Source organism: Paenibacillus ihuae (genome assembly GCF_001368795.1).
Classification (GTDB): Bacteria; Bacillota; Bacilli; order Paenibacillales; family Paenibacillaceae; genus Paenibacillus_AQ; species Paenibacillus_AQ ihuae.
In genome coordinates this window covers 122369-148655 of sequence record NZ_LN831204.1, presented here as the reverse complement: position 1 = coordinate 148655, position 26287 = coordinate 122369, and the positions used below count along the sequence as shown (strand labels likewise).

24 protein-coding genes are annotated in these 26287 nt (G+C 43.3%); 4 read left to right on the top strand and 20 right to left on the bottom strand.

The genetic code is table 11. From position 1 onward, the window contains the following. From AQR02_RS28505 to AQR02_RS28490, 4 genes are all read left to right on the top strand, one after another. Window positions 1–539: hypothetical protein (locus tag AQR02_RS28505; protein ID WP_159067873.1), on the top strand; the 539-nt coding region annotated here is incomplete at its 5' end. A 764-nt stretch (window positions 540–1303) separates the two neighbouring features. Further along, window positions 1304–2599, top strand: a complete 1296-nt coding sequence (locus AQR02_RS28500) for an IS110 family RNA-guided transposase (protein ID WP_054943695.1) — start codon at window positions 1304–1306, stop codon at window positions 2597–2599. A gap of 404 nt (window positions 2600–3003) precedes the next feature. Further along, window positions 3004–3501 carry a hypothetical protein gene (locus AQR02_RS28495; RefSeq protein ID WP_054943694.1) on the top strand — a complete coding sequence of 166 codons (498 nt, stop codon included), beginning with the start codon at window positions 3004–3006 and terminating at the stop codon, window positions 3499–3501. 703 nt (window positions 3502–4204) lie between these two features. Then, window positions 4205–5386, top strand: coding sequence for a PQQ-binding-like beta-propeller repeat protein (locus AQR02_RS28490; protein WP_054943693.1), 1182 nt, complete (start codon window positions 4205–4207; stop codon window positions 5384–5386). An 878-nt stretch (window positions 5387–6264) separates the two neighbouring features. On the opposite strand, the gene AQR02_RS32720 is transcribed toward AQR02_RS28490, so the two are convergent. From AQR02_RS32720 to AQR02_RS28395, 20 genes are all read right to left on the bottom strand, one after another. Then, window positions 6265–6423 carry a hypothetical protein gene (locus AQR02_RS32720; RefSeq protein ID WP_159067871.1) on the bottom strand — a complete coding sequence of 53 codons (159 nt, stop codon included), beginning with the start codon at window positions 6421–6423 and terminating at the stop codon, window positions 6265–6267. A 1364-nt stretch (window positions 6424–7787) separates the two neighbouring features. Beyond that, window positions 7788–8375: a hypothetical protein gene (locus AQR02_RS28485; protein ID WP_148449238.1), complete on the bottom strand. Its 588-nt coding sequence runs from the start codon at window positions 8373–8375 to the stop codon at window positions 7788–7790. Window positions 8376–8712: 337 nt separating this feature from the next. Further along, the gene (locus AQR02_RS28480) at window positions 8713–9579 is read right to left on the bottom strand and encodes an ATP-dependent DNA ligase (protein ID WP_054943691.1); all 867 of its coding nucleotides are present in this window, start codon (window positions 9577–9579) and stop codon (window positions 8713–8715) included. A 105-nt stretch (window positions 9580–9684) separates the two neighbouring features. Beyond that, complete coding sequence (locus tag AQR02_RS28475) at window positions 9685–11340, bottom strand: hypothetical protein (RefSeq protein ID WP_209444334.1); 1656 nt, start codon at window positions 11338–11340, stop codon at window positions 9685–9687. 30 nt (window positions 11341–11370) lie between these two features. After that, complete coding sequence (locus AQR02_RS28470; protein WP_054943689.1) at window positions 11371–12918, bottom strand: hypothetical protein; 1548 nt, start codon at window positions 12916–12918, stop codon at window positions 11371–11373. 195 nt (window positions 12919–13113) lie between these two features. Further along, entirely contained in the window at window positions 13114–13359 is a 246-nt protein-coding gene (locus AQR02_RS28465) for a type II toxin-antitoxin system HicB family antitoxin (protein WP_054943688.1), read from the bottom strand. A gap of 125 nt (window positions 13360–13484) precedes the next feature. Next, on the bottom strand, window positions 13485–13877 hold the full coding sequence (locus tag AQR02_RS28460) for a hypothetical protein (protein WP_054943687.1): 393 nt from the start codon (window positions 13875–13877) through the stop codon (window positions 13485–13487). A 40-nt stretch (window positions 13878–13917) separates the two neighbouring features. After that, window positions 13918–14757, bottom strand: coding sequence for a phosphoadenosine phosphosulfate reductase domain-containing protein (locus AQR02_RS28455; protein WP_054943686.1), 840 nt, complete (start codon window positions 14755–14757; stop codon window positions 13918–13920). 459 nt (window positions 14758–15216) lie between these two features. Beyond that, complete coding sequence (locus tag AQR02_RS28450; protein ID WP_054943685.1) at window positions 15217–15444, bottom strand: hypothetical protein; 228 nt, start codon at window positions 15442–15444, stop codon at window positions 15217–15219. A 107-nt stretch (window positions 15445–15551) separates the two neighbouring features. Continuing rightward, window positions 15552–16523 carry a ThiF family adenylyltransferase gene (locus AQR02_RS28445; protein WP_054943684.1) on the bottom strand — a complete coding sequence of 324 codons (972 nt, stop codon included), beginning with the start codon at window positions 16521–16523 and terminating at the stop codon, window positions 15552–15554. Next, window positions 16523–17914 (bottom strand): hypothetical protein, encoded by a 1392-nt coding sequence (locus AQR02_RS28440; protein ID WP_054943683.1) that lies wholly within the window; start codon window positions 17912–17914, stop codon window positions 16523–16525. Before AQR02_RS28440 ends, AQR02_RS28445 begins: the two co-directional genes overlap by 1 nt. Before the next feature lie 60 nt (window positions 17915–17974). Then, the gene (locus tag AQR02_RS28435) at window positions 17975–18676 is read right to left on the bottom strand and encodes a hypothetical protein (RefSeq protein ID WP_054943682.1); all 702 of its coding nucleotides are present in this window, start codon (window positions 18674–18676) and stop codon (window positions 17975–17977) included. Next, window positions 18673–19428, bottom strand: coding sequence for a hypothetical protein (locus AQR02_RS28430; protein WP_245237782.1), 756 nt, complete (start codon window positions 19426–19428; stop codon window positions 18673–18675). The genes AQR02_RS28435 and AQR02_RS28430 overlap by 4 nt, the downstream gene beginning before the upstream one ends. A 9-nt stretch (window positions 19429–19437) precedes the next feature. After that, window positions 19438–19764: a hypothetical protein gene (locus tag AQR02_RS28425; protein ID WP_054943680.1), complete on the bottom strand. Its 327-nt coding sequence runs from the start codon at window positions 19762–19764 to the stop codon at window positions 19438–19440. A 275-nt stretch (window positions 19765–20039) separates the two neighbouring features. Continuing rightward, window positions 20040–20330: a hypothetical protein gene (locus AQR02_RS28420; protein WP_054943679.1), complete on the bottom strand. Its 291-nt coding sequence runs from the start codon at window positions 20328–20330 to the stop codon at window positions 20040–20042. A gap of 142 nt (window positions 20331–20472) precedes the next feature. Continuing rightward, the gene (locus AQR02_RS35685; protein WP_054943678.1) at window positions 20473–20811 is read right to left on the bottom strand and encodes a helix-turn-helix domain-containing protein; all 339 of its coding nucleotides are present in this window, start codon (window positions 20809–20811) and stop codon (window positions 20473–20475) included. Window positions 20812–20837: 26 nt separating this feature from the next. Continuing rightward, on the bottom strand, window positions 20838–21551 hold the full coding sequence (locus tag AQR02_RS28410; RefSeq protein ID WP_054943677.1) for a metal-dependent hydrolase: 714 nt from the start codon (window positions 21549–21551) through the stop codon (window positions 20838–20840). A 15-nt stretch (window positions 21552–21566) separates the two neighbouring features. Beyond that, window positions 21567–23486 carry an ATP-dependent DNA helicase gene (locus AQR02_RS28405; protein ID WP_054943676.1) on the bottom strand — a complete coding sequence of 640 codons (1920 nt, stop codon included), beginning with the start codon at window positions 23484–23486 and terminating at the stop codon, window positions 21567–21569. A gap of 477 nt (window positions 23487–23963) precedes the next feature. Continuing rightward, window positions 23964–24860, bottom strand: a complete 897-nt coding sequence (locus AQR02_RS28400; protein WP_159067869.1) for a S16 family serine protease — start codon at window positions 24858–24860, stop codon at window positions 23964–23966. 179 nt (window positions 24861–25039) lie between these two features. Continuing rightward, window positions 25040–26053: a helix-turn-helix domain-containing protein gene (locus AQR02_RS28395; RefSeq protein ID WP_054943674.1), complete on the bottom strand. Its 1014-nt coding sequence runs from the start codon at window positions 26051–26053 to the stop codon at window positions 25040–25042. Window positions 26054–26287 lie beyond the last annotated feature (234 nt).

Genomic DNA, 26287 nt, shown 5'->3' with positions numbered 1-26287 from the left:
CCGGAGAACAAATATCCAGTACAAAACAATGGCAGGTCCCTGCAGGTGTGCTGGCTGAAAATGAGAAGTATGCTGTAGAAGTCGAAGTTTTTGATGGATTCGACTGGGGTGTTGTATCACCGCGCAAATACTTTATGGTCAATCTCTTGAGTGTAAGGGGTGGGGTAAAACACACTGAGGAATGGAACAAAAACCGGCAGGACTTTAATTTGAAGTTGAGTGGAGATGCTGAAAGTCCAAGAGGGTACAATGTATTTTGGGCAGGAGAAAAATTCATGCTTCAGGCTGATGCTACTGGGCTGCCGGATACAATTGAAGTTACCATGAACGGAGGATTTAGCACACAGCTTACAGCCATTGATGTAGATAAAAAGCTATGGACCGGTTCACTTTATGACGATTCATTTCAGTATTTACCAGATGGCCCGGTGAAATTTACGTTTACAGCAAAAAATGAATATCTAACCAAGACGGATGAAGTAACAGTAATCATTAGTGGAAACTGGAATGACTACTTCCGAAGCCATCGTATCAAGTAACAATAGTCCAAACCTGGTTTCATCATGAAATTTAATTCTCTTGGCTTGTGAATCTAAATTCCATACGAAGTGGGGCCACGAGCCAAGATTTTTTAATTAGCTTATTGTAGTCCAAAAGAACGTCGAATACCCCAAGGTATACAGGCGCTTTAATTATATACATTGCAGAAATTACATGAGAGGTATAATTAAGATAGGAATAAAAGAAAAAATTTATAGTAGTATGTTAATTAATTAACATACTACTATAAATGATATGAATTGTTGAAAATTTAGACTTAAAAATATATTTAGATAGGGAGAGTGCAGATTTTGGTTAAGTGTTATTTTTGTAAATCTAATACTGTGATTATAGGGAAGTTAGCCCATAAAAAAAATTGCCCACTCTTCATGGGTAGAGTTAATTTCAAGGAGCATGTAATAGATGGCGAAAAATATAAGACGACAAATACGAAAAATACAGAAGTATCAAATGGTGATTAAGAGCTTTAAAATCTAATTAGATTAGCGGCATTAATCGTGTTTCTGTATCGACATTAACATTAAACTATATTAAAATGGAAGAAAGCCAATAGGCGAGACCGTATCGGAAGCACCGAACGAATAGGGGAGTACCCCTATTTGTTCGGTGCTTTTTTTGGTTTACGGATATAAGGAGCCATTCCTGTAATGAATTAATTTGAGGTTTGAAAGAAAAAAGCGCCAACTGTATACTGGGAAACGTTCCGACCAAAGAACAAATTCCAGCGCAGGAGGCACTCAACATGAAGTATAAACAATCGAAGAAACAGAATCAACGGATTACACGAATTTCCGACAAGACCCTTGTCGTAGGCGCAGACATTGCGAAAGAAACCCATGTAGCCCGGGCCATCGACTATCGGGGGATTGAACTCGGAAAGGATTGTGTGTTCTCAAATACCCGTACTGGACTCGAGCAACTGGTTCAGTGGATGAAGGAGCTTCAGCAGGAGCATGCCAAGAGCGACGTCCTCTTCGGTATTGAACCTACCGGACACTACTGGTTCACCTTGGCGGAGTATTTGGGACAACAAGGCATTCCTTTGGTCATTGTTAATCCGCATCACGTACACAAAAGCAAAGAGCTGGAAGATAACTCACCCACGAAAAACGACTATAAAGACGCTAAAGTCATTGCCGATTTAGTGCGGAACGGGAAATACAGCGAACCTAAATTGCCAACGAGTATCTACGCAGATCTGCGAATTCTCATGAATCTTCGAGAGAAGATCATGGTGAACCTCGGGCAGGTGCAAAGGCGGGTGCAGAACTGGCAGGATCGCTTTTTTCCGGAATACGCTGAGGTGTTTAAAGACTGGGAAGGAAAAGCCTCGCTCATTACTCTGGACGAGTTTCCGACGCCGGGTGAGATTGTAGGACTCGGTGCAGAAGCCATCGCTCAGCGGTGGAAGAAAGACGTGAAACGAGCCGTGGGAACGAAGCGAGCCCAATTGCTGGTCGAAACGGCGAGAAACTCCATCGGTCTGACCGAAGGTCTTCCTGCAGCAAAAATAGAGATTAAAACACTTCTGGAGCAATACAACATGTTCGCCAGACAGCTTGAAGAGATTCTGTCGGAAGTGGAACGTCTACTGGGGCAAATTCCAGGCACGAAAGAGATGCTTACCGTGCCCGGTGTGGCTGTAGTGACGTTGGCGGGATTCCTGGCGGAAGTGGGCGATCTGAGTGGTTACGAGCATGGACAGCAGATCATTCGGCTGGCCGGACTGAATCTCAAAGAGAATAGTTCGGGAAAGAAAAAAGGCAAGTCCAGTATTACCAAACGTGGACGTGCAAGGCTGAGGGCCCTGCTGTTCCGGGCGGTCATGCCCATGGTAGCAAAGAATGCTGAATTTAAGGCACTACACCAGTATTTTACGACACGAAGTCAGAATCCACTGAAGAAAAAACAATCGCTTGTGGCGCTGTGCGGGAAGCTCATTCGAGTGCTTCATACGCTCGGGACGAAGCACATTCCATACGATGCAAACGACGTGTTAGGGCCGGTACGTCAGGCCCAGATCCAGATGGCAGCTTAAGTAAAACCGAAATCACGTTTCTCACCGGAAGAGAAGAACCAAGACAAAGGAAGCACGGAGCAGCCGCAGGAAAATAATCCATAAGGGCAACGACCCTGTAAAGGAGCAAAAAACGGCGTCCACCTCTTGAGAGGCCGAACGAAGGAATGTAAGGGCGAAGACCCCGCGTGACATGGGAGGGTAAGCCGTCAAGAGACAGGTGTGGATATCCAAAGTGCGATCACAGGAACGATCCATGGGCTGGGGACAATTTCCCCCAACCTCTATTCCCGCCACCGGCTCTTCCAGAAAATAATGTCATCCTTACATGACTTCTCCAACTCTTAATCTGTCATTGGCTGAAAATCTAAGAACGAGTGAGGAAACAAGAGATTTTATTAATTTATAGTGGGAGGATAACATTCATGATAATCGTTCAAAAAACTCAGGGGCATCAGGAAGAGGTATGGTCGGTAATTAAGGAGTTTATTACGACACGACCGGTACTGGCAGAAGCGGGAGAGGACGCCCGAAGTACCATAATTCAAGAACCTTCTATTTACAGCTGGAAAATGTGGATCCACGCCATTCATACTGGAGCCTCGGCAAATTTTATTGTTGCACTAGCAAATGAAGATACTCATTTTGCGGAAGCGGTCGTGTTAGAAGGAGTGCAGTGGAGCATAGAATCGATTATGGAAACAGCAGCTGGGTGCATATGTGATCTGTTTTCTGATTTGAATTATCGTGAAAAGCGCTCCATTGTCATGGACATCGGTAAATCGGCACACAAAATCTTAAACGTTCTTAACAGTGGGGTTATGGAAGTATATGATATAGAACATTTGAGTGTAACAATGAAAATAGACCCTTACCAAGAACTACTAGATGTTGATTGGATCGAGGACAGAATAATGACGTAAGAGCTGCAGCCGGGGAACGAATCATATATTAGGTGAAGTTTCACATCCGTAAGAACAACCAGGAGCACGAACTGCAGCTTTTTTTCAACGGAGACTGCTGTAAATATGAAAATAAAGTATTAGACCTGGCAAGCCTAGTGCAGATCCGCCGGAGCAGCTGGCCGCGTCGTCGCCAGCGTGCCGAACGGGCCGAACCGGTGCTTCCATACGGGAGTTGATTCTTATCTTCTGGCGCAGCATGAGTCTTCAATCTACTGGAGTTTTAACAGCGGATCAGGTGCTTCCAAGGCCAATCAGGAGTATGGTGCGAATTGGCTTGTGCAGCTGGCTTCCGACTTCGCCGGCGTAGGATCGTACAGAACTGGCGCTTCGGATGTTCTTCAAGCTGCGATCGACACGCAGCGATTAATACGTCTACCGGTGATGATTAGTGTGAGAAAGTAGAGGTTTCAAGCTTTTCATTAAAGGGATCGTATGAGGTAGCAAGGAAAAATATTTTTTTAGAGAAATTGAAAAAAAGCCACAAAAGGTGGCTTTTAACATCATGAAATTATGTTACCATTTACCATGAACCTTATGTTAGTCGGACAGTACATGTAAGTGAGTGACTTTGACTTCTTTTATACCATCTGATAGGGGGAGTAAAAAGTCAAAATCCACTTCATCATATGTAATATCAAAAAATGAAAGTTGAGGTTTTCATGTGAAAAAGAAGATAATCAGTTTCATTACAGCAACCCTCGTTTTTGCAAATGTGGCTGGGGTGATTGCTGCTAAGAACTACGATTCACTACCACAAGCAGTTTGGACTCAGACGGCGAATGCAGATTACATACCTATACAGGAAGAAAGTTTTTTTGTTCCTGGTAAGGAAACGCTGTATCTACATGTGGGAGAAGAAAGAGCCTCAGAGACTAAGGTTTGGTCGCCTGATACAGTTCGAGCAGTAGATACGAAAACGGGAAAGGTTAAATGGGTATTCTCCTTTGCTAAGGCGGGCTACGGATGGCCAAGTACAGAAGATCCTTTTGCTTATGCACCGGATGGCACGATATACGCCTATTTTTCGTCTGAAGGACTTCTTTATTCCGTGAGTCCTGAAGGGAAGGAAAACTGGAGCAAACGCATAGGACAAGAGCTGCTGCCCTACGGCGGTAAGTTATATCGTATGGGGGATGGGACCTTAATTATTGCAGCTCAGAAATCAATGAAGGCCGGTGCAGAAACGGTTCAATTCCTATCTTTCGATAAAAGTGGTAAACAGAAAGTGAGTAAGGTGGTATCCGGAAAGTTAAATATAGTGACGAAGAATCAGATCGCCATAGAAGTTGTAACAAAGGAAGGCGATACCCAAAAAGTGAATGTATATAATTCGTCTATACAGCGTTCATTTCAATACATCTTCCCCAAAGCAACATATGTTAACTTCTACACAACCTTTGCACTCGATGATGGTACCTTTATTTTTTCCGTAATTCCTAAACCTAAAACACAAAAACTTATAGCTGTATCACCAAAAGGAATTACCACTTGGGGGAGAACTATCGATCAATTTGGATTTGCTTTTAAAGCTGGATCTGAATATTTGGTATTTAACACTCAAAACAAGAAAATAAGCTTATATAATCAGAAGGGGTTAGTAAAGGAACGGGTACTAACAAATTTAATTTTTCCAGAGGGAGACAGTCTACCTACAGCGAGTAAAACAGTAGATGGAAAATTGCTTGTGAATTTGCTTAGCAAACAGTATATTTTCGACGCTAATACACTGTCCACTATACACGAATTTAGTCAAATAAAAGGGACTATATTGGATTACTGGCAGAATAATATAATAGTTTATTCATGGCAAGAAAATAGGATCTCTAAGTATGTGCTGAAATGAAGAGCTAATTGTGAGGATAATAAATTAATAGTTTCAAGCCGCTTGCAGAGAATCATTCTGTAAGCGGCTTTTTAAACTGCTGCGAATGTGGCGCTGATCCCGGCCATAGTCGGTGGTCAATCACGGCACCTAGTACGTTCAGAGAAAACCAGGAGGGTGAGTAGAGCTTCGAGCAGCTACAGGCTTGTGACTGGCTGCCGTTTGGTGATCTCAGTTCATTTGTATTAGTAGATTTTTTGTGGCTGATGGTTATCAACTTTAGGATTAGAACGCCAAATTCCTGAAAAACGTAAATTATAGTAGCATTCTGACAGCTTTCACCAGACTAACAAACCCGTCACAGTAATCATAAAGAACATCACTATGCTTTTTATCTGGTATCGTTTGAAGGATTAATTAACGATCGGACAATAATTAGTTTATAATTATACCTAGTCTAAGACTTATTACATTTGATTAAAATACGGATTTTGTGCAGATGTCTGGGCGAACATCACTGTTTATCGCCGTTTTACGGGTATATTGTTGTTGTACAGTGACACAAACTTACCTCTTAAAATTGAATGACGCAAAGTTTACCCCTATATAATAAGAAAACTAATGAATTAAGTTGCTCTCTCTAAAGGAAGGCTCAAATCATATTTGAGCCTTCCTTTAGAGAGGTAATCTTTGTGTCATTTTCTCCTATAGGAATAACTTTTGTGGCATTCGCTTCTAACAGGGGAACTTTTGTGTCATTTTCCTTCGAAGGGATAAACTTTGTGTCGCAGTTTTATGACACTAAGTTTCCCTTGAAATTAAAAAAAACCTTATTAAACAAGGTTTTTAAACCGGGTAATATTTGTGTCACTGTACACTATTCTCTTCATTTCTGATATTCATCCTTTGTCATTAAGATTCTTTGCGTCTTCTAGGCCTTTTCGGATCGCATTCGCTTTAGCAAGTTCTTTTTTCTCATCTTCAAGCATTTTAGAGTAAAACGAACTTTTATGTTTTTCTATATATTCATCAACTTCATCAACATTTACTCTTGGCATAAATAATCCCCTCCATTCCATAATGTAAATTCAACGATTTCCCCACCAATGATAGCTTCTTTTCATAGGGACAGGAGTATACATGAAAACCCTCCAAATATTCAGATGAACAAAAATGGTTATATTTTCTAATATGTTACCATGTTGCTGTCGCTCTGTAAACATGTTACCAAGCTGCTGTCGTTATACACTATATCTCTGTTGGTGGACAAGAACATAGTCCCTTGTAGGACAAGAACTTGGTCCCATTGCCGAATCCCCTCATGTGTATGCATCCGCTGATGGTGCAGCAGGCAGCGCGCCGGCATCCCAGCGTTCCTGCGGGAGCAGGTCGGAAGGTGCGGCGTTCGCGCTGCCCGGCGGAGTCCGTCACGGCTGTTCAGAGAAAATAAAGTATTAGACTGGAGTTGTTGATCTGACGCAGTTTTTTGGTTACGAAATCGTCAGGTATTGAGTAATAAGTTGTAGACTGGTCATTTGAGGGGGAGGTGTCCGAACTGCAAACGCTTTGTTAACCAATTGTGTGTGGAAAATAAAGTACTAGACTTCCGCATTAGGTGCGCCCGTTGCGGAGGGTCTTCTTAGTGTGACAGGTAGTGTGTACAAGACCCAGGAAAGCATTTAGAAGGGTTTCTGAGGCAGTTAATACAAATATTTTCTTCTGACAACGGCGACAAAGAGGGCGCTGCCCTCTGGGCACGTACCTGCTGCAGCATTCCGGCCACCCTCGGCTCTCACTGCCCTTCCTGGTTGCTCCGGGGAGTGATGTCCATTCTTTTAACTTCCTTCATCCCAGCGTGGTAACGAAGGGATGCTTCCGCTGATGCTGGCCGCGCGCCGGTATGCCGACTACGGCGCCCTCGCTGCCAGGCGGTATGCTGAGACGACAAAGAGGACGTTGCCCGGGCACGCCCCCCTGCTGCGGTGGTCCGTCCGCCACCGGCTCCTACCGCCTTTCCTGATTTCTCCGGCGGCGCGCTGCTTCGACTTTCTCACGGCCCGTAGCCGGGTGAGCCGATGCTGCAGCTGGCCGCGCGCCGGTATCCCGGCGATCCGGCGGCAGCCGGACAAAAGGTGAAACGTTCGCGCTGCCCGGCTGGGTCCGTCGCGTCGTACAGCAAAAAAAGAGGACGTTGCTCCCGGACGTGCCAGCATGCATACGGAAACGGCGGTATGTTGATAATCGGTCTAGCCTTTATCCCCCTCGTACCCCAAGCAGCAGCTATTATTTTCACTCGAATATGTTTGGACAATGGAATACTTATTTTCGCTAACCCCTTGGTGATTGCTGTGCCTTTTATTTATTTGTTCCTCTGGCATCCAGAATGATCGCTATCTTCTTAAGGTCTGCACTGGAGCCGTCATTAGACCATGTTCCCTGACTTTAAATATTCCTTACCTGGGGGGTATAAGTCTAGGAACTGGTTCTTATAAAGTGAAAATCCTCCTACGTGATCGATAAGTATATCTAGATGAGAATCAAAGTCTGCTCCGCTTGCTCTTAGCTCTTCTCTTATTTTTCTTATTTGGATTTTACAGGCATACTTAGACCGTACTCTCCGAAAAGTTAGCGTTGCTTCAGCTGCTAACTGTTCATCATTTTTCTCACCAGCTTCATTCATCTTCAGCATTAGAATTAACTTTTCCGGGAAACTCCATCTAATATTATTACGTTTTTTGAATTTCTCAAATGCAAGCGTATATTCTTCTAGATCCTCCGATCTCAAGATTTTCTTTAATTCCTGTATTACCCAATCCGCTGCGTCATTTTTATTGTATATCCAAAAGTATTGGGACTTAGTGCCGAAGGAGTATTCATATCTAGGATTCCTACTTGCATAATCAATGGCAATGTCCACTTTAGCCACTACTTCTTCTCCTATCCAAAGAAGTATTTTCTTTCCTTTCTTCTCCCAGTTAATGAAGTCCCTGATTTGTCGAAGATTAGTCAAATTAGTCACCGTCCTATCATAATTATGGATACACGAAAAAAAAGCTTCTGAAGGAATCAGAAAAGAAACCACCCTATTTCAGGGTCGTGACTTAACATTTGAATTCCTCCAAAAGCTGTTTTGTTTATCTCTGTATACGTCTTAGACGCTTTTTAGCATCGTACCATAGAAAATATAATATCATCAATAATAAATTTATTATAAGCTGTGTTATTCAATCCTTTTAATCAGCACTATCAAATATCTGAAAGACTATCTGTATTAATTATCAAATTATTTTGAATCAATTTGTAATTTAAAATGCACCCCAAACCTGATGTTTGGTGGCGCATTTTAGTCATATGATAAACTCCGTAAACACCGGACTCCGCAGCATCCCTGATTTAGTCCAGTTCCTCATTCGAACCCGAGCACGCAGTCGTGGTTCCATGTAGACAAACTCCTTATCCTCGCCATTCACCAGTTGCGAAGCTACTCCTTTAAATGCACTCTTATGAACCGGTGAAGCGCCAAGCTCAATAATCCCAGCCGGTCGAAGCCTACCGGGTGTTCCGGACGGAACCGAAGCCAGCAAGCCAAACTCCTTTTTCCTGTAACCACTGATGTAAATATCGGCGTAAGTCCAGTTGATAACCTTTTGCCATACCGCAGATCGCCGGCCCGTCTCGTACAGACTGTTCATGCGTTTTCCTATGACTCCCTCCATACCACGCGCCTTAATCTGTTCAAAGAGGGCTTCACCAGCACCCTCTACGTGAGGTACAATTCCAAAACTACGAGAAGGTAGATTCAATCCAGCCAGTATCTCTTTACGGCGCATCAGTGGTAATCCTCGCAGGTCCTGCCCCTTGTACTGTAAGATATCAAAGATTGCGTAATAGGCCGGTAAAGTTGCTGTAAGTTGCTGTATCTTGCCTTCCTTACGTGCCTGGAACCGGCTCATAACGGATTCGAAATCAGATACACCAGTTGCTGGATCGACGCAGGCCACTTCGCCGTCTAGAATAACATCCTCTGCAAACGGTATTTGTAGTTCGGGATACTGCTGTGTGCATTCGTTGTTGTGACGGGTATACAAACGGATCGTTCCACCCGATTGCTGGGAGAAAATCAACCGGTGACCGTCAATTTTTGGTTCGAATATATAATCGCTATGACTATAAGGGCCAATAGCTGATTTAAGTAACATTGGGGATATAAACATAAAAAAACCTCCTTCATCCATTATAGCTCTTGGCCACTTAAGATGGTGGAGGTAAGTATTGGGCTCACAAAAACCCTGAATGACTGACTTATAAATGATTGTTCTTCAATGACTGTCAAAAAATCCGTTCCATGAGTCAATATACCTTTCTCTAGTTGACCGTTCGATCTCATCAAGTATGGTTCTCTTGTTGGACATAAAGAGGCACTGACTTGCAGCATGAATTAGCTTTTCTCGGACCGTATTTCCCTGGGCTGCAACATAATAATCGCAAACACGGTTAATCATCTGAGCGGTCAACAGAGGGTAGATTAAGTTCTGATTTTCCAGAGGTATCTCACTTGTTTTTACACGGACCCCGTTGCTTTGGAAAGTTATAGCAGCTCCCTTAAATATGAGTCCCCCTTCCTGGCGCCCAAGCCCCCTCCACTGTCTTTCTGGGTCATTCTTAACGGCAAAAGGATCCAGGGTCACCAGAGTCGCAACAATAGCGGCGAATACAATCCGCTCGGGTCTGATTTCATTCCGTATTTCATGAGGAACCTGAAATTCGCACTGCCTGTTATAGTTTGAGTCTATTTGAATTTGCCCCGGAATGCTCAAATCGATCTCACGAATTTTAGGTTCAGAGAGCCACTCTTTATCTGTATGGGTTAAGTCTTCGTAGTTGGTCATATAGTTCACTTGAAACCAGCGCTTGAAATTCTCCGGTTGATGATGCAGGATCTCGATCCCATCACTGTTGTCCATATAATCTAAGGTAAGATAGGGCTGCAACTCCTCCAAGTAACGGAGTGCTGCTGTTTGGTCCCCCTTCAAATAAGAGAAATAGCTAAGATAGCATTGAGAAAAGTGATACATATCTTGATTGCCATCAGGTAGCTTACCTTTGAAGTTAGTAGGTATAGATGCCTTGCACCAGGCATCGATCTTCAAAAACGCACTAAGCGCTTCCTCCAACTGTCCTTCTTTAAGTAATTGGCAAGCATACGGAAAGTAGAGCTCCGGTATAATACGAACTTTTTTCTCCAGATGTCTGATGATATCTGAATGCTCTGCCGCGGATCGCTGGATATAGAAATTATTCCTTAGCAAATCATAGGCATTGTTGTCAAATTCATACCAGACTTCCGACTCCTCAGATTCAAGCGGGTCTGTAACAGGATATAAGATAAAGGTTTGCTGACGGCGATCGAGTACCGAAGGAAGCCACTCGCCTGTCCGAGCGTAGTTTAAACTGGCTTTATAACACACGGTTTGTCCTAAAGTCCAAAGCATCGTGCCATCCTTAAGGACCCGAATAGGGGGAGGGGTAAGAGGGTTTTTAGTGAGCTCCTGAAGGAACTCATTGTTACTAATATGGATCAACTCTGCAAAGTGATCTGCTTCGATGAGTTCGGAAATGATTGAAAGCTCTATGGAGTATAACATATACAGATCATTCTGCACGTTTCCTTGCCAATAATTGATAGGCAACTTTGCGATATCGTTTAGAAGTTCCTCGATATACTTCCCCCACTCCCAGAAGACCGGTGACTGCACGACGGAAAATGATGTATCCAAGCAAATATGCATGAGCTGAACCAATTCATCAAATTCTCCTTCTTGCTCATAAAGCATCATTGCCTTGTCCAAAGCTCCTTCATATCCTGAGGTCCAGACGGAGCTTTGTTCGGTCACCCTAACCACCTGAAGTTCATGCTTCAGGTATGCAAAAAAACGAGCAATCTCCTTGCCATCCCTAATATCTAATCGTTCCATATTATCCCTCACGTATATCCCTCCCAAACTCTAACCAATATTGGATAGTTCATCTAATAGAGTGATCCCCAAAGTATTCAACCAATCTTCTACTTCATTTTCGCGGCTTAATCCAACAATAAACCATCGTTTTGGTGTCTTTTCAATATGTAATACAAGGACGGGCTTTTGGGAGTAAGTAAAATGAGATACAGATATATCCTCATAACCTACTTGGTATAGGCCAAGTGAAAAGTAGTCTTCAGTCCCTTGAACAGAGTGTGTATCTATCGTCCTCTGAAAGTTGCCAAAATAAAAATCATTTACCTTATAGTTGCTTTTTTTCAATAACTCCCATAATAATCCTCGGGTTTCTGGAATGGAAAGCTGCTTGCCAGCTGGGAAAATGGGAACTGTCGGATCAGGCATGTCATCAGAATGTACCTCAAAAAACCATGCAACAAAATGGGTAGGACTCTCTATCAAAAGGTCGATCAGCTCTTGGAAATCAATATATTCGTTTGTTTCCGGTAATCGAGATTGGGCATACTCCAAAACCTCAATAGCTTCATCGGTCTCACCTTTCCGAGCAAGAATAAAGGAATAGTATAAATAGGCATAGTAATAATCCTCCACCCTATCATCAATTCGCCCTACAAATGAAGGTGGGATTACTTTTTCGAAATTGTCGATGGAATCCAGCAAATATTCTTCTGCTTTTTGAAATTCCCCCGCGTTAATAGCAGCGCTCCCTACCGCATACTGGAGACGTGCAGGATTACTTAGCCGCTTTATTAAATAGATACAAGCTCGTTCGTATTCGATAAAAGGTACATTAAGGATACTCATCTTTAATCGATGTCCGTAATAATATCTACTGCCGGTTTCCTGCCACGCATAAACCGTTTTTTCATCAAGTTCCTCTTCGCTGTCTTCTAACGGTAATAATTGAACGCGATGCCAATCATCTTTTTTTTCAGTGCTCGTCCAATCTCCCCTGATACCATGAATTGATCGACTCTCCAGTACACGACGGAAGTCCTCAGCTTGCCCAACTGTCCAAAGGGGCGTTGCAGCCAGTTGATCGACCGGTAAAGGAAATGGTTTATTTTTTGATCGAAATGCTGATAATTGACGGTTGCTCCAACCTATAAGTTCAGCGAATTCTTTTAAACCAATTCGACGATGTAAACGATAAAACTGCTCATTATAAACAAACATCAGGTCACCAACCAAATGTTCATATTGAATCCATGGTGGAGCTGATTGTAGATCAAATAATAGTTCCTCAATTTCTCTGCACCAAGAATTCCAAAAATTATTAGCGTGAAGAGAGCGATACTGTTTTACCAACTGAAGAAGCCTGTCCGGATTAGAACCGCTCTGATGGATCTGTGCAATTGTCAGGTCGAGCTTCGTAATCTCACCCATTTCTCCGATATCTTCTCTCCAAGCATTATTCTGATCCTCTGTCGATTGTAGTTTTGTCCAGCACCTTACTAATTTCTCGTGTTTTATATATGCGAAAAATGAAGCGATTTCGTTGAACTCAAAATACTGACCATCGTAGTGCAAAGAAGATTGAGACGTCAGTGTCATCAAAAAACCTCGATTCGATTTTGATTTTACAACCATAATATAACAATGTGGTGAAAATGTCACCAATGATTATGTGGATTAAAGAGGGTTTTTTCGGGGAATGGAGAGGAAATAAATAAAGCCCCTTTAACCGGGGGCTGCGGCTCTCTGCGGAGATAATATTCGATCTTTGATTTCAAGGTGTGTTTTTAAGAGTTATCTAATGGCAGGCAAAAGGATCGAGAGCTTTTCCATCGTTGCTGTGTTATCGGACGGAATATCCTTGCCTTGCTGAAGTCGAGATTCGACCTCCATTTGAAGTACATCTCTTGCGTTCTCGCGGACCTCTTCCAAGCTGTCCCCGCGCGCCCCGAGCCGAATTGCCGGGATGTAGGCAATGAAGTCTCCTTCCAATGTGTCCTCTTCAATTAAAACCTGGAAATATAGTTCATTATGTTGCATGATAAGTCCTCCTAATAGATGATGTATGTTTTTCGGCTGTACGTACAGTTAGCCTAGTTGGAGAACCGAAGCCGAATCAGGTAGTTACCTGCAAATCGCTTCAGTTCCCCTCAAGGCTTCCGTACTTAGCAAACTGTCTTTAGTAAACGTTCGGATAAGTTATTGCACGTTCTAAAGTTATCCACGCTTAGTAATTCACCAGTATGCACATTTAGGACATAGAGTGCATCGTCCATACCCGGCTTCTTACCCTCAATCTTTTTAAGGCTTTCGAGCCAATCACGCTGGAAGTTTCTGACCTCCTCGATGTTGTTCAGAGGAATCAGGTGAGTACCGGACTCGTATACATACCAGGCAAACGTGCCGGAGCCCTCACATCGCTGCAGCGTTGTCTTGTCGTTAATCTCGAAATCCGATCGAAATTTTTCCCACTTGACGATGCTTAAGACAACTTCTCTCATCTTTACTAATAATGCACCGACAGCATTTTGTGCAGATGGTGCTTTGAAAATGGACATAAGGAATTACCTCCATATTGTTATTTATAAGGGTTGATCATCAAAACAGGGGAATCTGATCCTCTTTGATGAAGGCGCTAAGCGAATGAGAGATTCCATTCTTGCTCTTCAGGGTGTGTCCGAGCTCACGTTCCATTTGCTTCAGATACGCCCAATCCTCCGGGAAAAGCTGCGATGTGCGGCTCATTTCGGCAGACGTATTGAAAATGCAAAATTTGCAGGAGCAGCGGCTGACCCATTCATAACAAGGGTGGAGATCGATGCCGTAATCCGCGCAGAGTTGCTTAACTTCGGTTTTAAGCATGGCCTTAATCGGTTTAAGCCAATGAACAATCCGGTTCTTCCGTCCCGTAGCATGGGCCGAATGAAGTTTGAAAATTGGCTTCTGTGCCCGTTCCTTTGATTCCTCGGAACGTTCGCCGGTTAGGAGCAGGATTTTGACGTTATCGAACTGACGCACCCATTTTGCGTACACATCCCTCTTCATATACGATGTACAGAAGCGGCATTGAGAAGATGGAAACATCTCACGCTCACGGATTCGCTCTTCCAGGCTTAGATCGCCCCATAAAACGATCAGGGGTAGATCTAGTACCTTGCTCATGTACTCCAGGTAACCGTCCGTCTGTGGCCAGTCAAACAATTGCCGTTTTGTCGGATCGTTAGGGTCTCCGTCTACGCGCATATGAACCAGTTTGAGCTTTTCCTTCGGAATATTATAGCCGTGGAGAGCCACAAGGACAGTGGCCACGCTATCCGCACCTCCAGAGACGTTTACATGGACTTCATCATATTCGTGGAGCGGGAGCATTTCAGACGGTAGTTGTGGAATTACAAAGGCTTCTGCACCTCGTTTTAAACCCATCACGTTAATTGCCATTGAACATATCTATCCCCAAAAAAGAAGGAACAGAGATAAAAAACGCCGACGATGCCCTTTTTTGAAGTGGCCTTCGTAGCAGTAGGACTTAACGTGAATACTCCAGTTGTCTTTTGCAGGTAGTAATTCACCGTTTTTTTAAACCTCTTAGAAGACGACATTCAATTTCCTCCTTGTTTTAGGGCAAAAAAATAGCTATGGAAACGCAAAAAAACACCCAACTGGTGTTTTACGTCTCCATAGCTAAATAAGCCCTATATGAATGATTACCGAATTTCGGCATGCCCCTTCTCTGTCGAAATAATCGTAACGACAAAGAAAAATAGTGTGTTTCGTAGTAACCCCATATTACCACCGATCTACAAATTTCGTCAATAAAAAAGGGTTCAAGAAGTTATCGCTCTTCCCCCTCCTGAACAGGTGCCGGCGGCGTTCACGAACCCCCTGTCCTTCTCAATCTTAGTCATCATGACGTAAGGCCACTTCCTTAGTGGTAACACTGGAGGAGGCCTGCTCCTGAATGAATTGAATGTACCACTTCTCCCTAAGCATACGTTGCTGTTGGCTAAGTAAAAGGGCTTCTGCAAAGTCGTAACGATCAAGTGCATCCAGTTGCTCTTGATGGAGAGCATCGTCCTGAGCCTGCAGCACTGCCGGCATAGACTTCAATATCGAGTAATTATACATATCGATTACCTCCTTAAAAACAATAGGGGAACGCTTATAAGCGTTCCCTCTAATTACCTCCTGTTACTTTACTTCCTTATCAGGCAATCGGTGGCCACGAGATACCTTCACTCTTCCACTTCCTCTTCGTCGTGTTCTTCAAAATCATCTTCATCCCCTTTCTCCGGTTCGTTAGCGGAGTTGGTTATCGAAGCAGCCTTCTCTACTACAAACGGAGCGGTTAACACGTCCTCTGCATAGATAGGACGGCAGTTACTCGTGCGGGCATTGAAATTAAGAACATTCACAAGAATTGAATTTGTGGCAAAGAGTTCATTCATGATTGTTGTGATTTGAAATGCCGCCATCTCATTAGCGATCATCCGTTGTGGTTGATACGGCTCAACGCCGCAGCTGTGGGATGGTGGGATTGCATCCTTCGTGTCGATCGGATAGACCCTATCGAGCGGTGGTAAGATAACCGCTCCCTGCTTCTTGACCCCCACAACGACTTGGCCCGAATACCCGCTATCCAGGTGCTCCAGTTTCTCTTCCTCTGACCAAAGATGCTCTGGCTTTTGACCACCCTCCGGTAGATACACTCCTTCGATGCCGGCGTCGATGTAAATTATGTCGTCCGTCTTCTCGAAGTAATCATTCATGATCTTGCGGGAGAAGTCATTGTCCACTGCACCAATAAGAACCTTTTGGATAATTTGGCCTTCTTCATACAAATAATCCGTATGGGAAAAAAGGCTTTCTAACTGCTCCACTGATTCAACATAAGAGTCGGAGTAAGAACCGATTTTTAGCCCATAAGTGGATCCGTAGCGTTTTGCCAAAACCTCCGATTTTTTCTTGGAAATATCGGAAGGAATGAAGGGCTGCCGCAAAAGATTCTTTTCCTCTACCGTGTCTGGATCGGCCAGCATAAGGAACGACCGGACATTGTTAAATGCATACAGCATTTTTGTAATGCGCTGCACCGCATATCCGCCATTACCTCCGCAGCCGAGCAAAACGCAGTAGTAGAGGATGTTGGAAACCTTGGGCGTACCATAGCCTGACGATTTTGTATGATAGTCGCTTAATTTGATCATTATTTATTACCCCCATTTTTTTTTGAGCTGATGATTGTAACGCGGTTGTGCCAGGATTCTGGATACTTCATGGGAGCGAGGCTATTGACCTTATCCCTCGAAAAGTCCCCCTCGATGAAGGTATTAGGTTCCAGAGGAATGAAGCGGCCGGCAACTCCTGCGCGAGTTCGTAAATCATAGGTGACTTCACAAAGTCCTTGCTGCAGGCGGCCGACTACTCCATATAGCATGGTTCCAAGCTCGTCGGCATTATCGACTTCACTGAAATATGCGCTCATCGTGTTATGTGAATGAATCTCGGCCACCTTAATGAAATTAGCCGGATAATCACTATAATGTACGTCGATTTTGACCTTGGAAACTTCCTGGTACGGCACATCCAGCACATAGCTCTTCGAATCCGTGTCCCAGTAGAAAACGCCCATCACTTCGACTTCGTTCATGGCATAATCACTAAAAAAGGAAACAAGCTGGGCGAATAGGTTCTCCGGAATCTTCGGGAGATTCAATTTAAACCCTTCACGGCAAGGCTCCAGTTCCTCAATGACTTCAACTTGGGCAACGAATACTCCAATCGCATTCTCACGGACTTCGTAGTATCCGTCACGGGCAGCCAGGATGTTGATCGGCTCCCTGTTTGCGAAAAGGTCCTTTGAACGAAAAAAGAAGCCTTTCAGCCCTTGGCTGAAATAGGCTCCTTTCTTCCCTCCGGTGACCATAGGACAGATGAGATTTTTCTTCTCATCCCAATCCATTTTGGTCCGCTGTTTAGACAATTCCGGGAAGTCTCTCTCCAACCGCTTCCGAACAGCTTCAAGGTCGAGTCCGGCCAACTGCTCCGCATCGAAAAACTTTGTGATGGAGAGAGTGTGTCCAGCATACGCGATAAACGTAGCATGGTTAAACTCCGGCTTTTTCTCTTCCTTTTTGGCAGCTGCTGCACCAGTGGTGACGGCCGATTTATCATCGGCTTTAACTTCCGCATTGGCTTGTCCACCTGCAAGCTCGGCTTTGTTGGCCGCAGCTTCATCTGGATCAACGTCGTCAGCGAGCGCTTCGCTTTCTTCATCGCTCAAATTGTTCGCTTCATTCTCATCCTCGGTGTCAGCACCCTCACAGGCGTCCTCACAAGCATCCTCCGGACGCGCCTTCTCCTGCTGCTCCCGTAAGCGTTTCGAAGCGAGATGTATGACCTTGTTGTCATTCTGGTCGACTTCGGAAACTCGGGACGTAGCGGAAATGATTGTCGTTTCGGTGCTTGCGGATGGTTCTGAAGAAAGGGAAGCGTTCTGCTCCTGCTTCACTTCATGAGTCTTCTGCGAGGGGGTAGTAAAAGCATCACTGCCTCCAAAGTAAGAGAACAAGTCAAACTGATCGTTGTTGTTAGACATTTCCAAATACCTCCAGATAATAATTTAGATTTTTATATGCTCCATATGCACTAACGCTGTTTAAATCGAACTGGTCATCTTCTGGATCCACTCCTGGAGTTTATATCCAGTCTCTTTCAGATACTCATCCGGAAACGAAGTTCCCTTGATCTGTTCGACGAGCTCTCGGTACGGCAACTTGCTGATATTCGACCCTGTGTAATAGCAGTCTGAATTCGGCGAGTTAAAGAACATCTCAGGAATGGTTGCCAGCTGGGAAACTCGTTCGATGGATGGCAGTTTTTGACCGCCCCAGCATACCGAAAATGAATTAGCGACGTTCGTGTACGGGTAGAAATAGACCTTTGATTCTTCATTAAGAATGAGTTGGTCTTCCAGCGCCGCAATATACACATCAGTAATGTCCATAGTTGTTTCTCGCACCATTAATTCGAAACAGAACAAAAGACGTGGGAACGGAACATCCTCAATCTCCGCATTGTGGTAAAAGACTTTTCGGCAATGCGGCGGGATCTCCAGAATGATATACCGCTTCGAGGGCCCCTCCGAATAGTAGATCGCATTACGAGGCAAGATGGGTGTCTTTATGGCTGTATAATCCAGAGACTGTATCACACTCCGTGCGATGGTCTCGTGGGTATAGGAGCCGACTCCCAAGCTTACTCCTTCATGAAACTCCTCAATCGTTGGCAAGCCATAATCGCGCATTGTAATGACCACTTTTGTTCCGGTATCTTTGTCTAATTGTGCAGCTGTACTCATGCTGGCACATCCTCTCGGTTTGTATTTATTACCGCCTGATCAAGCGTGCTGGTTAGCGTTGTAATCATTGTCTCGAAAGAGAGCGAATGGTCAGTAGCAAGCGAAATCCTAGGATTATCGCATTGCTGCATGATGCTGGAGAATACCACATCGAGTTGGTCCTCCAATGACACATCCACAACGATACCGGATCGGTCATAAACCATCTTCGCCATTACAATACCCCGCAGTCCGTTGACAAGCTGCGCTCTCCGGGTCCGTACGAGCTCATGAACCTCGTTACGAATTGCCACCATTTGTGCAAGCAGCGGAGAATACAAGCCATAATCACCCGATAGCGTGATGTGAAAACAGTTCCCAGCCATCATGCCCTCCATCTCGAATTCGCCAAAAAAATCGTCCTCCGAGCGGAGCATAGCATTAAACTTGTTGATGTACCGGCTACGTTCAGCATCCTTCAAAAGAGGGTAAAAATCACAAAGCTCAGGAAGCGGTACGCGGTATGTACACTTTGACGTACCCCAATCACTCAGCTTCTCACTTGTAAGAACCACTTCTCCGAAGATCCTTTTCATGCACACCCAAAAGGTATCAGCCTGACTCCCAAAGTCATAGCAGTAAAAGTCGATAGAATCGCTCACTACATCAATGCCAGCGTCATGGGCGATTTTGATGAGTAGAAAAGCATCATAAGTCGCCTGCATCTGGCCGATCTGCTCTTGACACATATACGATTGTTCCAATGTCTCCACGCACCTTTCTTAAAAGAAATCTACATCTTCGGACGGCATAGGCTTGGCTCTCTTGAAATGATAGATAAATTCATTGTTGTGAAGAAACTCGTGAATGGCATTCCCTTCATTCGGAGAACCATCCATTTCTTCCACATACTCAGTATCTACATAGTTCATTGCCATATCCAATGCCTGTTGTGCTTCCGCTAATGTAAACCCGTTCCAATCAATGCTCGCACTGTTAGTCTCAAAATGAGCGGCTTCAATAGCGCGAAAGAGACCAGGTGTATACCTCTGCTGGTACTCTTCCCTCTGCGGTAAATTTGCCGTTAAGCGAGACAGGTTTATGCGCATGTTCAAACTTCCTCCTTGGTTTAGGCGAAAAAAAAACCAGGAAGAACAAAAAAAGCGCACCTAAATAAGGTACACTTATGTTCTCCTGGTTAATAACGCCTCAATTTTTATTAACGGCAATCTGCCGTCTTCACCCGTTCTTCTGCAGAAAATATGACTGCGAAGAAAATAAATTATGCATTGTAATGAATTTAGTATAGCACAAGGGAAAGTACAGATAAAGAATAATGTTGACGGTATAGGCACCTAAATCCCTGCCATCGATCCCAAAGGATTTACCTTTTCAATGCGGTACGTAGCTTGTGGATTAATGCTATTAATCTTTCCAAAAAACCGAAGTTTATTTTAATACCTTTCTCATGAATACATATGTAGTTTCGTGTAATAGAATCTTTATAATAATAGAGACCAGATGGGTGATGATACATATACATCCACCCATCCAAAGTCGTAAAAACATCCTTATTTTTGCGCCGGCAATACTTCTTAAAAGGTAAAAACATCAGATTTATTTCTAAGTCATAATCATGTACTCTGTATCCGCGTGATTCTAACTCTTTTTTCACAATTTTCACTCCTAGATTAAACATGTGCAATCTCACCCACTTGATTCAGGTTTCCTATTTTCTGTGGATTTCTGTTCAAGTTGTTTCAAGGTTTCGTCGATTTCCTTTGTAGTTAACGCCGGTTATACGTCATATTGCACACTTAATGGAATGAAGTAACAGGATCATGAACCGCGGTTGCTTTATGTGGTGTTTGTAATGCTTCCAGAAAAACCGGCAGCAACGTATCACGGAAAACGACTGCCTGTATCCCCCTACTCGACTTCACGTGAAGCTTACTTTGGATGCTGGCTACATGATTCCTTACGGTTTTCTCCGAAATGTTGATGGAACAACCAATTTCACGGTTGCTACCACCCATAAGCATAAGCAGCTGTAGAATCTCTCCTTCCCGTCTGGTAAGGCTGAACTTCTCCTTGATGACTTCAAAGTAACCTCGGATGATTGGGTTTTGATGTAAAAGGGATCGATCTACGATCATGTTTCATCGGCTCCTTCTAATGGTTTTTAAATGGCGATATGACGTAAAAAAACAATGTACACTAGGAAGAAGGTTAATAAGACAAATCCACCTTCGACGAAAGATCCTTTCCGGGTGCCAGTACTCATTAGATTAAACTTAAGACGCCAATCGAGCGGAGGAATCGGACGGATCCCGCGATTCGTGAGTGAGTCAGCAAGCAGGTGCAGCAGATAGGATAAACCTCCGGCAATCCAAAGAGTATTACTATATCCAGAAGTCGAAAAGTACAGCAAAGCGGTCCATCCAAGCACTCCGTACAACGTATGGGTGAGTCCTCGATGCGGAAGGAGTGCACAGATGACGAGCAAACTTCCAATGATATAATTCCAAGGGATAAACGTATTTCCGAATAGAATAAGTCCAGCACCTATCAGGATCATGACGATATTTCGTAGAGAGCGGGTCGGCATGAGTGACACTACACCAACGAGGACGGCAAGGATAATATTCCAAGGTGCAAATGCTTGCCCAAAAAAGTAGAGGAATCCACCAAGACCGACAAGTGCAAGCTTTAAGAATTGGATGAAGCGGGTGGGAAGTGCACGGGAAACAAGTAACGAATTGGGTTCATCAATGTCCGGAAGTAGAGCGCTGACTGCAGTAACGGCAATGACTGGCAGCGTAATCTTCTCATCTATGATTCCTAACACACTCAAGGTGACGCCTGTACTGATAACCAAATGGGATTTTCCCATCATTACGACCACTTCCTCTCAAATGGGTAAAATACGAACAATATCTTCAAGTTTTTCGGAATATTTGCACTTCGGCAGGCTTTTCAAGACGGTTTTGCCATATCGCTTCGTTCGCATGCGGTTATCCAGGATGATTACTGCGCCCTGACATTTCATGGAGCGATTCAATCGTCCAAAACCTTGCTTCATTTTAATCATCATCTTCGGGAACATATAATCCACGAAGCTGTTCCGCTTTGCCTTTTCGATCAACTCAAGCTGTGCCTGGATCAACGGGTCATTCGGCTGCGGGAATGGGAGCTTGGCGATGACAAGGGTGGTTAAGGCGTCCCCAGCGACGTCTACGCCTGTCCAAAAGCTGGAGCAGCCCAGGACGATCGTTCGCGGATTGGTCTTTAAATCGCTAATAATCTTTTCTCGATCGCATCCTGGGAACTGAACGAGTAAGTTGTAACCCCGATCAATACAATGCTGCTGAAATTTGCGAGCGACATGGTTCATCGTTTCAAAGCTGGTAAATAAAACGAGCATCCGCCCACCGGAATACATTAGAATTTCCTGTAATTTTTCGACGGTATACTGGATGATGTTAGGGCTATCTGGTTCAGGAGCGTCGTCAGGACAGATAATCATAGTTTTATTCTCATAGTCGAAAGGACTACCCACCATGATGCTATCGTAGTCCTTTACACCACACCGGCCGGCAAAAAATGCGAATGAGCCATTGGTAGACATTGTGGCACTCGCGAGAATGACCGGCACCTTATCGAATAAACCACGGGCTAGAACCACTTTGGGAAAGAGCGGGGCCGCGTGAAGCGTGACATTATCACGTCCTTTAACCGTCGCCCAATACGCCCAAGAACGTTTCGCATTCTCTCCGATGAAATCAAGGTCATCGTTTCCTTCGAAAAGTCGCTCCAAGATGTCGGAGACGCCGCGGACATTTAGCGATTTGATCTTTTCGATAAACTCCGTCAGGATAGAGCAAACGCTGCTCATATCAATCTTCTCGCCTAACAACTTGAAGGCATCGTTCTTCATCCCCTTCCCCACTGATATGTAAACATCGTCCATCTTTTGTATGAACGACTGGCGCAGCTGCGTAAGGGCAAGTTGGTTGCTTTTATCAAGGTCATTGAAAGCATCACGTTTGAAGAGAGAATCGAAAAGTATCTCAAATCGGGTTAAATCCACCTGTTTTTCGAAAATGTTACAGCACACGTCCTCTAACTCGTGAGCTTCATCGAAAATAACAGCATCATATGGGGGGAGAGAACCGTTACCGGTCTTTTTCCTCATGATCAGGTCACTGAAAAAATAAGCATGGTTAGTGACTATGATGTGAGACTTTTGCATCTTCTCCTTCAAGTCTTCCAGCATACAGTTATCAGGCTTCTTGATTGACAGACAAGAGGAGGCAGAAATTCGATTCCACAGAGCATCTTCTACTTCAAAACCCAAGGCCGTTCGGTCGCCTATACCCTCTTTGTTCACTTTAGAGAAGATCCGCTGAACAACTTTGGAATCCCGATTGTTACTCCGAAGCATTTCTTGCCACAATCCCTCCAGTTTTGCTGAGCAAACATAGTGAGACTTGCCTTTAACCAATTGATATTTGAGATTCAGATTCTCCATTTTCAGAATTTGCTGGACCCGTGGGAGCTCGACATTTACGATTTGGGTCATGAGTGGGATCGTATGGGTGCATACCACAACGGTCTTTTTATTTTTGACGGCCCATTGTGCTGCAGGGATCAAGTAACCAAGAGATTTGCCTGTCCCGGTACCGGCTTCGCACATTAAGTGCTTTTCAGATTCGAGCGCCATGCCGACCTTAGTAGATATGAGAATCTGTGGGGCTCTCGGGCTATAACCTTGTACGAGCTTGGATAAATGGCCTCCCTGGCCAAGTGCTCTCTCGATAAATTCTTCCAAGCTCTTTCGCCTCCTGATATTGTCGCTAATATATTAACTAATATATTACTATACTAATATAGTACATTACTCCTACGTTTTTACCAAGCCGTTTGGTAATTTATTTTCTATTCTGGGGTGTATAGTGAGTGCAGTTCCTTTTAAAAATGATGGATAATAATTTTTTTCATTTATTCAACCTCCGATTTGTTTTTCATAGGAGCCTTTGTTCTTTCTCAGAACCTTAATAATAATAGAAAAAATAGGTTCATTCGCGTACGTCATACTAACATCCTAACTAATGATCAAAATATCATAATCTTAACTATGTATTATAAGGTTAGTTTTTGAATATACTAATCTGGAAAGCTGCTACTTCAGGGGGTGTTAACCCCCTGTTTGTTAATTAATTATTCTATTATTAGTTTAAACATCTGTTTGAATGGAGTGAGTTTATGGCAACCTAAGATGCGGTGCAACTAAAGCTAAGCTAAAGCATCATCCCTTTCTATTGTTCCAATATCTTTCAATGTCATCAAGGTTTTTAATCGGTACGATTTTTATGTCGCTATTCATTGACTCTTTCATATTTATCGCCTCAGTGTAATTAACGCCATCAGGTACGAACATAACCGGCATAGACTTTTTTACTGCCAAATATGTCTTTGCTTTGATACTTCCAACGCTTCTTATAGTACCATCAATATTAATTGCACCAGTTATTACAAACTTTCCATTTTTATTACCAAGCCCTTGCATTTTTAAGAAGACATTATAGGCTGTCGCAACACCACCGGAATCACCAGATACATTCCCAAGTTCAAAAAGCATCATTTCATTAAATCTCCAAAGATCGTTAATGGTATAGTGTGCGCTTACTGTTATTCCATAAATTGATGCTGTCTTATTCACAATGTTTCCCTTATAGGTCCTTAATTCAAATTCATGAGGTGTTTTTGAACGAACCAGTTCGTTTACTTTCTCTATTGTGGGAGGTGCACTGTCAATTGTGATAATGGTTGTGCCAAGTAGATCTTCAAGCTCAAGAGTTGTACTAGTAAATTCAAATGCATAACTAAAGTCAGCTGGTAGCCCTGCTGCGTAGCTTCCTGCTATGTAAGCCGGCAGTGCAACATAGAGTAAACTATCTGTCATAAGATTGTTATCTACGATTTCAACATGACCTGGATTATCTTTCGTTGTGGTGAATGCAGTAGACAATACTTGATCGTCTAATTCTTCAAACTCGCTGAGTAATTCCCCGTATTTTGCCTTTAGGAAAAAATATTCAAGAAAATTATCTGCTTTTTCTTCAATCACACTTGGAATGTAGATTCCATTATCGATTGGGTTACGAAATAGTTCTTGTGAAGGGGCCAGGTTTGAGGGAAGCATATAAGTCCTCTCTTTAATCGGGACAAAAATTAGGATTGATATTATGACCATAGTAAAAGCTACAAAGTATAGCAATATACGGAATGGAAGAAATGATCGTCTCCTGGGTGTGTGCGGAAACTTAGTATGCGTTATACTAGACATAATTTATCTCCTTGTCTCATTAAGCCATTTTATTATTAATTATTAAATGAAAGGCACTCTTCCATATATTCCTGTAGCGTCATATCTCTCTCTTCTGCCTTCTTCAAAAGCCTGTTTTTCTTATCCTCGGTCAGATAAATCGTTACTGGCATAATGCCGGTATCAATGAGCGTCCCATCATATTTTGGAATAATCTGACCAGACTTTAAAAAGCGTTCCAACTTTACGATAAGATCCGGATGCGTATCTGGCATAACTCCTGAAAGGACGCATTTTCGGACTTCCACACTAATTATTTCACTTTCTTGCGTAATTTTCATGTTAGCGGGCCCTGCCTGCTTATAGAGTTCTTCAATAATAGGATAGATTACAGAGTCGGGTGATTTAGCTGCAGGAAACTCAAAACGGGCATAACCATAACCATTGATTAGTTTTCGTTCGTTGATCTCCATAAGAGGAGTCCATCCTTCGTTTAATGCAGTGTCATAAGAGAGGCGTCGACCATCAATCGTTTTAAGCCATGCCTCAATCTTTCGGTTATTCACGCGCTTCAGCTCCATCACCCGAGCAAGCTGGTCCCCCTTAACAAAAGGTTGAAACAGAAAGACCCCTTTTCGCTTGTCATAGATCGTTTCAACTTTCCCCGCATTTGGATTTTCCTGAATATATTTCTCCAAATCAGCCTCTTTAATAAAAAACGTTCGCTTCCCTCTATAATCCGCTTCATAATGTGGTAAAACTCCGTCCCGGATTAGCTTATGTACAAATGTGGTAGATCTGCCTAATCGCTTGGCTGCCTCTGTCGAGGTTAAATCTTTCTTCACATAGTTCCTTTTAAATTCCAACACATCGGACAAACGAAATCGATAACCTCCGTCCCCGCGATGAGTGCCGCGGTTAACCGGCTCTAGTTTTTTTGAGGGATCTTCATGATTAACAATCTTGTATAGAGAAGTTGTGGTAATTCCAATTTCATTCGCTGCTTCAACAATACTAATATACGTGGCGGCATTTTTACTCTTTTCTATGTATTCCTTTGAATCTTCCATGAATACAACTCTCCCTTTATGTTCGTATGTAAAACAAACTAATTAGTAGATGCTTTATTAAATTTTATCACAAAGTATCAATGCAGACTAAAGTAATTGTCATTTTATACGTTCTTAAATATGTTATATATAACTGATTATAAAATATTAATTACAGTTTTGTGTTTATACTGTTTTAGATAATTATGTTCAAAGCAAAAGAATGTACAGTTATTTTGTATTGATCGTTTAATT